The 10,732-nt window shown below is 57.2% G+C and carries 10 protein-coding genes; all 10 read left to right on the top strand.

The annotated features are described in order from the left end of the window. A partial coding sequence (locus tag EM858_RS26570) for a 3-keto-5-aminohexanoate cleavage protein (protein WP_245483063.1) occupies positions 1-921 on the top strand: 921 nt, incomplete at its 5' end. Then, positions 921-1,694 (top strand): SDR family oxidoreductase, encoded by a 774-nt coding sequence (locus EM858_RS26565; RefSeq protein WP_127758528.1) that lies wholly within the window; start codon positions 921-923, stop codon positions 1,692-1,694. The genes EM858_RS26570 and EM858_RS26565, both read left to right, overlap by 1 nt. A gap of 37 nt (positions 1,695-1,731) precedes the next feature. Continuing rightward, positions 1,732-2,985, top strand: coding sequence for an ABC transporter substrate-binding protein (locus tag EM858_RS26560; protein WP_127758527.1), 1,254 nt, complete (start codon positions 1,732-1,734; stop codon positions 2,983-2,985). 73 nt (positions 2,986-3,058) lie between these two features. Further along, entirely contained in the window at positions 3,059-3,922 is an 864-nt protein-coding gene (locus EM858_RS26555) for a branched-chain amino acid ABC transporter permease (RefSeq protein WP_127758526.1), read from the top strand. Beyond that, positions 3,922-4,908 (top strand): branched-chain amino acid ABC transporter permease, encoded by a 987-nt coding sequence (locus tag EM858_RS26550; protein ID WP_127758525.1) that lies wholly within the window; start codon positions 3,922-3,924, stop codon positions 4,906-4,908. The genes EM858_RS26555 and EM858_RS26550 overlap by 1 nt, the downstream gene beginning before the upstream one ends. Then, the gene (locus EM858_RS26545; RefSeq protein WP_127758530.1) at positions 4,901-5,659 is read left to right on the top strand and encodes an ABC transporter ATP-binding protein; all 759 of its coding nucleotides are present in this window, start codon (positions 4,901-4,903) and stop codon (positions 5,657-5,659) included. Before EM858_RS26550 ends, EM858_RS26545 begins: the two co-directional genes overlap by 8 nt. Further along, a complete protein-coding gene (locus EM858_RS26540; RefSeq protein ID WP_127758524.1) occupies positions 5,652-6,359 on the top strand; it encodes an ABC transporter ATP-binding protein in 708 nt (235 codons plus the stop codon). The genes EM858_RS26545 and EM858_RS26540 overlap by 8 nt, the downstream gene beginning before the upstream one ends. A 2-nt stretch (positions 6,360-6,361) precedes the next feature. Next, on the top strand, positions 6,362-6,814 hold the full coding sequence (locus tag EM858_RS26535) for an acyl-CoA thioesterase (protein WP_127758523.1): 453 nt from the start codon (positions 6,362-6,364) through the stop codon (positions 6,812-6,814). A gap of 66 nt (positions 6,815-6,880) precedes the next feature. Further along, positions 6,881-8,971: a hydantoinase/oxoprolinase family protein gene (locus EM858_RS26530; RefSeq protein WP_127758522.1), complete on the top strand. Its 2,091-nt coding sequence runs from the start codon at positions 6,881-6,883 to the stop codon at positions 8,969-8,971. Then, positions 8,971-10,732, top strand: a 1,762-nt coding sequence (locus EM858_RS26525) for a hydantoinase B/oxoprolinase family protein (protein ID WP_164865581.1), incomplete at its 3' end; no start/stop codon positions are given. The genes EM858_RS26530 and EM858_RS26525, both read left to right, overlap by 1 nt.

Raw genomic sequence — 10,732 nt, 5'->3', positions numbered from 1 at the left:
GTTCCCGACACACGGAGAGCTAAGCGTATGAATAATGACGTCTTCATCACATGTGCCGTCACGGGCGCGGGGGATAATTTCAAGAAGAACCCCAACGTGCCAATAGCGCCGGAGGCGATCGCGAGAGACGTGCTTGCAGTGGCAGATGCTGGTGCAGCAATTGCGCACATACATGTCCGCGACCCCGAGACCGGTGTTGGCAGCCGGCGTACCGATCTCTACAAGGCCGTCATTGAACTTGTTCGCGAAAAGAACAACGACATCATCATCAACACCACCGCGGGCATGGGAGGCGATCTGACGTTCGGCGCAGACGACCCCTATGCGTTCGTAGCCAAAGAAAGCGATCTCGTTTCCCAGAAGGAGCGATTGGTGCATGTCGAGGCCCTGAGGCCCGACATCTGCACGCTGGATTGCGGGAGCTACAACGTAGGATCCGGCAACCTCGTTTACATCAGCACCTCCGAACAGATCCGCCAAGGCGCGGAGATGATTAGGGCCTTCGGCGTCAAGCCTGAACTGGAAGTGTTCGATCTCGGTCACATGCAGCTTGCGATGGACCTTCTCGAGAAGGGCTATTTCGATGGCAGCGCGATGGTTCAGTTCTGCCTGGGTGTTAACTACGGTGCGCCTGCCACGACAACATCAATGAAGGCTTTCGTCGACATGGCGCAGGGCAAGGATGTCGTATGGTCTGCTTTTGGTGTTGGGCGAATGCAGTTGCCTATGGTCGCCCAGGCTGTGATCCTCGGCGGTAACGTCCGCGTCGGCCTTGAAGACAATATCTGGCTGAAAAAGGGTGAACTTGCGACCAACGTGGCTCTTGTCGACCGAGCCAAAACGATCATTGAAGCGATGGGCGCAAAGGTTATGAGCTCCAGTGCTGCCCGCGACCGGCTTGGCCTTAAGGCAGGTGCGTAATGGTGAGCCTTTCCAACCAGCGTGCCATAGTGACTGCCGGAGCGAGTGGGATTGGACGCGTTGTCGCTCGTACGCTTCATTCGACTGGAGCTAATGTTGCAGTATGCGACATCAGTGAGGCGGCGCTTGAGTCTTTCAGCAGAGAGAACCCCAAGATCGCGGCTTATCAGTGCGACGTTCGCGACGCCGAGGCGGTCGCATCCGTCACTGAAGAAATGATCACGACCCTTCAGGGTGTCGACATTTTGGTCAACAACGCGGGGATCGCCGGGCCGACGAAAAATGTTGAAGACATCAGCCCGACGCAGTGGGACGAGACGGTTGTCGTCAACCTCAATGCGCAGTTCTATTTCTGCCGGAACGTGATCCCTCACCTAAAACGCCAGAAATCGGGAAGCATTATTAATCTATCGTCGGCCGCTGGACGGCTCGGGTTTCCATACCGGACACCATACGCGGCCGCAAAATGGGGCGTGATTGGTTTTACGGAGTCTCTCGCTATGGAATTGGGCGAGTTTAACATCCGCGTGAACTCGATTCTGCCCGGATCGGTGAACGGTGATCGTATGAACCGCGTCATTGCCGAACGCGCTAAGCTCTTAGGTATCTCTGAAGAGGCTGCGTGGGCCGACGAGCTCAAGAACATCTCCATGCATAAGATGATCGACCCTGAGGAAATCGCCGACCTCATCGCCTTTGTATGCTCGCCGTCAGGGCGCTCGATTTCGGGCCAGTCACTCGGCATTTGCGGAAACATGGAGGTCATCCGCTAGACCACAACTTCAACTCAAGCAAAAGGGGAACTACAAAATGGTTACGCGCAGTATTCTCGCGGCAGTCGCCGCTCTCACAATAGCCACAATGGCGCACGCCGACGCGATCAAGGTCGGCGTGATCACGCCCCAGTCGGGGCCCTGTGCCCAGTACGGCATCCCCATCACACGCGGTGTCGAGATGTGGGCCGACGAGTTGAACAAGAAAGGAGGCATTACTGATGCTTCCGGCAAGCAGCATACAATCGAAGTGCATGCATACGATAACAACTGCTATACGCCCGGTGATGAGCTTGCCTCTGCCCGCCGTGCTGTGCAGGACGACAGCGTGCAGTTCCTTCTCCAGACGTGGACCCCTGCGGCTCGCAAGGCAATCGCCTCCTTCGTGACCGAAAACAAAGTCCTCACCATGACCTACGGCGGGGGCTATCTGAGCAAGCAGTTCCCATACCTTATTGGTGCAATCACTGGCGCGCCCGCCAACTACATGCATGTCGCGGCATATGTGGTTGAACACCATCCCGAGGTCAAGAAAGTTGCCATCCTGGTGCCCGATGCCTCATACGGCCATACGGCTGCGGCATACTTCAAAGCCGGCTTGGCGCCATACAGTGATCGCATCGAGATCGTCTACGAAACCCCCTACGACATGGCTATGGCGAGCGACATTATGGGGGTCGTGACACCCGTTGCCGCTGCCCAACCAGACCTCGTTCTTGAACTTGGATTCCCTCCGGGCCAGCAGGCTTTGATGGTCGAAGCAATGCAACAGCTTGGCTACAAGGGACTGTTTGCCAGCGAAGGGTGGTCTTTGAAGTTCCTGTTGGAACGCCTTGCTCCCGAGGATATCGCAAACCGGTTCTTCAGTGCTTACGCGATCGATGCGCAGCTAAAAGGACAAGACGAGCGTCTTGATGCTCTTTTCGCCGAATACGCGAAGAAGTACGGTGAGGCGGATTGGACTTACCTGACGTCGATGGCTTACGCATCGATGACGACGCTTGAACCGGGTATAAAGGCTGCGAAAACCCCAGATGGTGCGTCGGTTCTCGCTGCCTTGAAAAGCGGCCCAACGGTTGAACATCCGATATTCGGGACCTCTCCTTGGGGTGGAGTGGACATCTACGGCGTCAATAACCTGCTGACGACGCCGATGCCGATCTACCAGATCGACGAAATCGGCAAAGCGATCAAGCGGGATGACATAGTGGACACGGCCTCGTGGTGGGAGAAGAACAAGGCTTCCGCGCTCCCCGCACTTGAAGCGACCGATCAGGTGACCAAGGACTGATCAAGTTTCATCGACAAGGTTCTTGCGCCTGGCGCAAGAACCCCCCGCTGTGGTTTTCCGAGGTGAACGCATCATGCAGATCACGTTGAATATCCTATCGTTGACCTCATTCTACGTCTGTTTTTCCATCGGATTGGCACTCGTTTTTGGGGTTATGCGAGTCGTCAATTTCGCGCACGGCGACTTTTACATGGTCGGCGCCTACGCCGCCTGGGTGACGTTGGCAGTCGTCTCCCCGATCACAGGGAGCATCGTCGGTTACGCCTTCGGTGCGGGCGTGGCCGCTTTGGTGCTGGCTGCAATGGGCTTTCTTGCCAACACGGCAATTATTAGGCCGCTCGCTGACCGCCCTCTCAGCATCTATGTTGCGACGCTCTCGCTCTCCTACATTCTACAGGTCTGTGTGGTTCAGGCCTTTGGCGCGGTTGGCCAGATCGTTAAGGCGCCTGTCCCAGGTGTCCTGTTCTTAGGCGGCGCGATCATGCCCTATCAGCGCGTGCTGGTCATGGTGGTAGCTGCGTTCATGATCATTGCCCTGTGGCTATTCATGGAGCGCTCCCGTCTCGGCCGAGCCATGCGGGCTGTCGCTCAAAACAAGAGAGGCGCGTTACTCCAAGGCGTCAACATTAAGCTCGTTGGGTCATTGGCAGTCGTCATCGGTGCGACCATGGCGGGAACCGCAGGTGTCGTCATGGCACCCGTTGCGGGCGTCAATCCCTTCATGGGCGTCGACGCTCTCTGGAAGGCATTCATTATCATCATCGTTGGTGGAATCGGGTCAATTTGGGGCGCGGTCGCTGCAGCGTTGATGTTCGGCATCTTTGACACCTTGGTGTCCGTCGCAGGCTTCGGCAGGTTTCTAGCTATGTTCAGCGCACTCATCATGCTCATCGTCCTATCAATCCGGCCCCAAGGCCTCTTCGGGGAGAAAGACTGATGAGCGGCTCCGCTACAAAGACAGTTGCTGCTCCATCCATCGCGGTGACGACACAACTTGCAATTCTGGTTTGCTTTCTCATCAGCTTGGCGATGCTGCCTGCCTTCGTATCGTCCTACTGGAAGGACGTGATCATCATCTTCCTGCTTAACTGCCTTATGGTTGTGAGCTACCGCTTGATTACGCTCATGGGAGGATGGTCATTTGCCCACGTGGCAACGATGGGCCTCGGAGGGTACTCCGTCGCACTTCTTTCGCAAGCGCCTTACAATCTTTCGATCGGCACGACCATCGCGATCGGTGGGTTCATCGCCCTGATTTTCGGCCTGTTGATTAGCTATCCGGTTCTTCGAACGCGCGAGTACTACTTCTTCTTGGCAACGTTCGCCGCCGGCGAGGCACTCCGGCAGTGCTTCATCCAGTTTCGCGAGATCACAGGTGGAACGAGCGGGATCGCGTTTATCAAACGCCCCCAAGGCTTCGAAGACGTCACAAGCTTCCACTTCCTTCTTCTGGCTGTATTGGCCGTAGTCGTGCTTGCGCTGCTCGCGTTCGAACGCTCTCGTGTCGGGAAGACCGTCCAGGCTGTCGGCCGGAACGAAGAGCTATCGGTTTCCCTCGGGATCAACGCGTGGGGGTTCCGCAGTCTCGTATTCGTCGTCGGATCCGCGCTCGCCGGCATCGCCGGAGGGTTCATGGCGAGCTACAATGGCATTGTTTCGCCCGCTGATTTTAGCTCGACCCTGATGTTCAAGATCGTCGCGTCCGCGATCGTCGGCGGTGTCAGCAGCTACATCGGACCGATCGCGGGCCTGATCTTCTTGACAGGGATCGAGCAGCTATTCCGCGGCGTGCCCCAGGTGGTCCCGTTGGTATGGGGCATATGCGTGATCTTTGTCCTCCTGGTCGCACCCGGCGGGATCGACTCCAGAATTCAATCCCTCCTTTCGCGGCTCCGTCCGAACAAGGAGGCTGTCAATGCTTGAATTGGAAAACGTTACCCGTCGCTTTGGCAACCTTACCGCAATTGATGGCGTCTCTACCAAGGTTTCGAGTGGGCACATACACGGCTTGATCGGTCCGAATGGATCCGGAAAGTCGACGATGATGAACCTGATTAGTGGGTTTTTGAAGCCGACAACAGGAAGCATTCTTTTCGAGGGGGCGCGCATTTCCGGCTTGAGGCCGCATGTCGTCTCCCGTGCCGGAGTTGTGAGAACCTTCCAGCTCATCAAAGTCTATTCCGAGGCAACAGTTCGCGAAAACATTCGTATGGCTGCCACCGCGCGTCTTTCGCCGCCGTGGGTCCCACTGAAGTTTTTCAAGAACCCCGGACCAAAGGCCATTGAAGCGGATGTTGATCGAGTGATCGAGATCATGAAGCTCGGTCATGTCGCATACCAGACCGCTGGTGTCCTGCCAGGCGGGATGCAGCGGACACTCTCGGTAGCGTCGGCATTCGTCGCAAAGCCAAAGCTGCTTCTGTTGGACGAGCCACTTGCAGGTTTGAATGCGACCGAGAAGGCAGGGTTGGCAGCGTCAATTCGGGAAATCAATAAGAGCGGCATCACAATCCTGCTGGTCGAGCATGACGTTAAGACCGTTCTCAGCCTCTGCTCGCACATGACCGTCATCAACTTCGGAAAGAAGATTGCCGATGGGCCGCCCTCAGAGATCGTCAACAACAGCGCGGTGATCGAAGCCTATCTGGGAAGTCGCGGAGGGAAGCATGCTTGAGGTTCGCAATCTCTCAGTTGACTACTCCGGAATCAAGGCAGTCGATAAAGTGTCGATCGATGTCGTCGCGGGCGCAATCACCGCTCTCATCGGCAGTAACGGCGCCGGAAAGACGTCATTGCTCGGCGCGATTTCGGGGCTGATCACGCCATCGACCGGCACCATAACCTTCAACGGAGTTGACCTGACAGCGGCAAGCCCTGCGGCGATTGTCGCCGCCGGTATGGCCCAGGTTCCGGAAGGGCGTGAGCTCTTCCCGCGAATGACAGTCCACGAAAACTTGCTCCTCGGTGCGCACCTTCGAAGCGACAAGCGAGCGATCAGCCGTGATATGGGCCGCGCATACGAGATCTTCCCCGTTCTTGCGCAAAAGCGCTCTCTGAAGGCACGCCAGCTCAGCGGGGGCGAGCAGCAGATGTTGGCGTTTGCCCGAGCGATGATGTCCGATCCGAAACTTTATGTTCTGGATGAACCATCGATCGGACTGGCCCCGCTCATCGAAGAGCATCTTATGCGCTCGATCGTTCAGATCTGTAAGGAGACGGGTGCCGGTGTGCTTCTCGTGGAGCAGAACGCAATGCTTGCCCTGGAGATCTCGACCAATGCCTACGTGATGGAACTCGGTTCGATCACGCTATCTGGCCCATCTTCGGGGCTCATCAACAATCCTGCGGTCGCCGCAGCGTATCTTGGACAATAGAGATGAGCGAAGAAACTTGGATCGAAACTGCGCGCACAATGGTCTACCCGGCCGATTGTGACACGCAGAACCATCTGAACACCACAGGGTATATGCGGGTTTTCGACATCGCGATCTTCCAGCTTTTCTTCAGGCTTGGATACACCGTCGACGATCTCGAAGGCAATTCCATCGGTTGGGCCGACGTCTCCCATCAGATCGGTTACCTCAAAGAGGTTAAGGCCGGCTGGCCGCTGTTCGTCAGAAGCGCGGTCGTCAAGATCGGGCGCAGTTCGATCGGCTCGATCCACGAAATCGTCATAGAATGCACGGGTGAGGTCGCCGCCAGACTTCAGGCAACAACCGTGCAGTTCGATCTGCGCAGCCGTACATCATTGCCGGTTCTGGATGCAGTAAGACGCGCCGCCCAAGAGCGCTTCGCATCTCGCCTGCAGGAAACATCTTTGGCGTCGTGACACGTGCGCTGACAGCGCATTGAGCGACAGCCACTTTGTAAACACCAAGATAATCAGGGAGCTGAAATGAGATTAGCGTGTGACACTGGGGGAACGTTCACCGACCTTATGGTCGAGGGTGACGATGGCACGTTGCGGATGTTCAAATCGTCGACGGTCCCTTCGGATCCGGCCCAGGGCATCTTGAATGTGTTGACCCTTGCGGCAACTGATTTCGGTCAGAGCTTGTCCGAATTCCTCTCCACCTGCGGAACATTCATCCACGGCACGACGCATTCGATCAATGCTATCATCACCGGCAACACCGCCAAGACCGCATTCCTGACCTCTCACGGGCATCCGGAAATTCTCCTTCTTCGTGAGGGCGGCCGTTCGAGCGCCTTTCCGGATCATATCAGCTATCCCGAGCCCTACGTTCCGCGCGCCTTGACCTTCGAAGTGCCCGGCCGTCTGCTGAGTGACGGCTCGGAGGATACCCCGCTTGACGACGCAGCGGTGCTGGCGATCATCGACCGGCTCAAGAAGCAGAACGTGGAAGCGGTTGGCGTGTGCCTTCTTTGGTCGATCGTCAATCCGGCACATGAAGTCCGGGTTGGCGAGCTTCTTGCAGAGCATCTCCCAAGCGTGGCTGTAACCTTGTCGCACCAGCTCAATCCGTCGATGCGAGAGTTCCGACGGGCATCGTCGACCTGTATGGACGCCTCGCTGAAGCCGCTGATGGGCAAATACCTTGGTCGCCTTGAGGCCCGGTTGCGCGAATCCGGCTTTGACGGCCGTCTGCTCGTGCTTACGTCTCAGGCAGGTATGATCGACTCTCACGAACTGGCGAAGATGCCGATCCATTCGCTGAACTCTGGTCCGTCGACGGCGCCGATTGGTGGCCGCCACTTCTCGGTTCTCGATACCGGCAATTCGACCGCCATTATCAGCGATACCGGGGGGACGACATATGACGTGAGCCTCGTGCGTCACGGCGCCATACCGACGACCAGGGACATGTGGATCGGTGAGCCCTATATCGGTCACAACACCGGTTTTCCATCGGTCGATGTCAGAAGCATCGGCGCAGGGGGTGGCAGTATCGCTCGGATCGACGAAGGCGGGATGCTGCATGTCGGCCCCAAAAGTGCTGGGGCGATGCCTGGTCCCGCCTGCTTCGGAAATGGCAACACTGAGCCGACCTTTACCGACGCATGCGTCGTTCTTGGATACATCGACCCTGACTACTTCCTCGGCGGTCGAATGAAGATCGACGCGTCCCTGTCACGCGCCGCCGTTGAGCAGGCAATTGCTGGCCCGCTTGGCGTGTCAGTTGAAGAAGCAGCCGCGGCAATCGTCGATATCGCAACCGAGAACATGGTCCAGGCGATCGAGGAGATTACCGTCAACCAGGGTATCGATCCCTCCGAGGCCACTCTTATTGGCGGCGGTGGTGCGGCCGGCCTGAATTCCGTCTTCATCGCAAAGCGGCTCAACTGCCTCAATCTGCTGTATCCCGAGACCAGCGCGACCTTGAGCGCTGCCGGTGCACTGATGTCGGACCTGGCTGCTGACCACCAGCTAACGGGTTACACGATCTCTGATCGTTTTGACCGGGAGAAGGTGAATGGCATAATCGCCGACCTCAAGGCGAAATGCGATGTCTTCAGCTCGGGTCCAGGAAGAGATGCACTTGAGACGACGGTCCAATACTATGTCGAAGCAAGGTACGAGAAGCAGGTCTGGGAAGTAGAACTTCCGCTGCCAGCGGATTCCTTCGATACGGACGCCGACGTTGACGCGCTGATCGAAGCGTTCCACGCAAAGCATCGGGAGATTTTCACGTTCGATGACGTAAACTCTCCTGTCGAGTTCATCACCTGGATCGCGCGTGTTCGTTGCCGCTTTCGCGACGCTGCGCTCGGTCGCCTTTCCAACAGTTCGACGGGCGATCGTCCCAACCACAGGCCTTGCTACTTCAGCGGCTACGGGACCATCGAAACGGCAATCGTATCCTCCTCCAGCATGCGCGTCGGCGAGGAATATCGGGGACCGGCAATTTATGAATCGCCGTTCACCACGATCGTAATTGACCCCACCTCATCGTTCAGCCTGACCGGTTCCGGAAGTGTACTCGCTAAAGCTGGCGCGATTGGTTCCGGCAAGGAGAAAGCGTAATGACCTCGCCAGCAAATATTTCCGCGGCACAGATGTCGATCCTGTTCAATAGGATCGGCGGTATCAACCGAAAGATGTCGAGCACCATTCTGCGGACTGGGCGTTCGGGGGTGTTGAACCGGGCACGGGACTTCTCGACGTGCATTCTGACCGCCGATTGCAAGCTGTTGTACTCAGCGGATGCCATTCCGATCCACACGCTTTCCGGTCCGGACCTGATGGCGAAATCCATGCTGGAATTTCATCCGAAGCTCAAAGCGGGAGACGCCTTCATTCACAACTCGCCATATCACGGCAACTCCCATGCGGCAGACCACGGTTTCATTATCCCGGTTATCGACGATGACGGGATCCACCGCTTCACGGTCGTGACAAAAGCGCACCAGGCCGACATTGGCAACGCGGTTCCATCGACGATGGTGGCAACGGCAAGAGATGTCTACGAAGAGGGAGCTTTGATCTTCCCATGTGTACAGATACAGCGCGACTATGAGGACATCGACGATATCATCCGGATGTGCCGCGCTCGTATTCGAGTGCCTAACCAATGGTATGGCGATCTGCTGGCGACCATCGGCGCGGCCCGCATCGGCGAAACCGAACTGCTGAACTTGGGTAAGGAGATCGGCTGGGACAAACTCTCCGCGTTTGTCGAGCAGTGGTTTGACTATAGCGAGAAGCGCATGGTCGATGCCATCGGCAAACTGGCTAGCGGCTCGACCGTCATGCGGTCCCAGCACGATTCATTTCCTGGCACTGGACCCGAAGGCGTGACGGTTACGGCCAAGGTGACGGTCGATGCAGAAGCGGCGATGATCGACATCGACTTTCGGGATTGCCATGACGCCCTGGCTAGCGGTCTCAATCTTACCGAAGCAACGTCACGAACCGCTGGTATGATTGGCGTGTTCAACTCCATCGATGGCTCCGTACCGAAGAACTTTGGCAGCTTTCGCAGGATCAGGGTTCATCTTCGCGAGAACTGCGTTGTCGGCATTCCACGTCATCCAACCAGTTGCTCGCTTGCGACGACGAACCTTGCGGACCGGGCCGGTAACTGCGTGCAAATGGCGATCGCCGAAATTTCCGAAGGCGCCGGGATGGCCGAGGTCGGGTATAGCTTGTGCCCGACAACCAGCACTGTTTCGGGGGTCGATCCTCGTGACGGGAAACCCTACGTCAACATGGTGTTTCTCGGACACACGTCCGGTGCTGCGGGCGCGTATTCTGACAGCTGGCTGACCGTATTGAACGTCGGGTGTGCCGGCATCTGCAACATTGACGGCGTCGAACTGTCGGAACTTTTCCATCCCCTCGTGGTACGCGAAAGAAGGCTTTTGATGGACACCGAGGGAGCAGGCCGCTTCCGTGGAGCCCCTGCAATTCGGGTCGAATTCGGTCCAGTCGGTGCTGACATGACGTTCATCTTTGCAAGTGACGGAACTGAAAACCCGCCACGGGGCGTTCGCGGTGGCGGTTCGGCCCATGGTGCGGGCCAGCTGGTTCGAGATCTCCGAGGTCAGGTCACGCCAATCGACAAGGTTTCCAACATCACCTTGAAGGCTGGCGAAAATATGATCGGGATTGCCTGCGGCGGAGGCGGATACGGAAATCCCCTCGAACGTGATGTCGATCTCGTGCTCAAGGATGTGGCCGAAGGCTGGATCTCTCCAGAGCGGGCGCGAGATGTCTACAAGGTGGCTATCATCGACAATGTCGTCGATGCCCAAAAGACCCGCGAATATCGGAACACGTCCCATT

The sequence above is a fragment of the Agrobacterium sp. CNPSo 2736 genome, from assembly GCF_004005385.1.
In the GTDB taxonomy this organism is placed as follows: Bacteria; Pseudomonadota; Alphaproteobacteria; order Rhizobiales; family Rhizobiaceae; genus Agrobacterium; species Agrobacterium leguminum.
Note: the sequence above shows the minus strand (reverse complement) of the source record. Positions and strands in the feature narration are given on the sequence as shown.

Excerpts from the sequence above, each read along its gene's own strand:
- EM858_RS26545 (WP_127758530.1), top strand. The coding sequence starts at position 4,901 with ATGCTTGAATTGGAAAACGTTACCCGTCGCTTTGGCAACCTTACCGCA.
- EM858_RS26530 (WP_127758522.1), top strand. The coding sequence starts at position 6,881 with ATGAGATTAGCGTGTGACACTGGGGGAACGTTCACCGACCTTATGGTC.
- EM858_RS26565 (WP_127758528.1), top strand. The coding sequence starts at position 921 with ATGGTGAGCCTTTCCAACCAGCGTGCCATAGTGACTGCCGGAGCGAGT.
- EM858_RS26555 (WP_127758526.1), top strand. The coding sequence starts at position 3,059 with ATGCAGATCACGTTGAATATCCTATCGTTGACCTCATTCTACGTCTGT.
- EM858_RS26560 (WP_127758527.1), top strand. The coding sequence starts at position 1,732 with ATGGTTACGCGCAGTATTCTCGCGGCAGTCGCCGCTCTCACAATAGCC.
- EM858_RS26540 (WP_127758524.1), top strand. The coding sequence starts at position 5,652 with ATGCTTGAGGTTCGCAATCTCTCAGTTGACTACTCCGGAATCAAGGCA.
- EM858_RS26535 (WP_127758523.1), top strand. The coding sequence starts at position 6,362 with ATGAGCGAAGAAACTTGGATCGAAACTGCGCGCACAATGGTCTACCCG.
- EM858_RS26550 (WP_127758525.1), top strand. The coding sequence starts at position 3,922 with ATGAGCGGCTCCGCTACAAAGACAGTTGCTGCTCCATCCATCGCGGTG.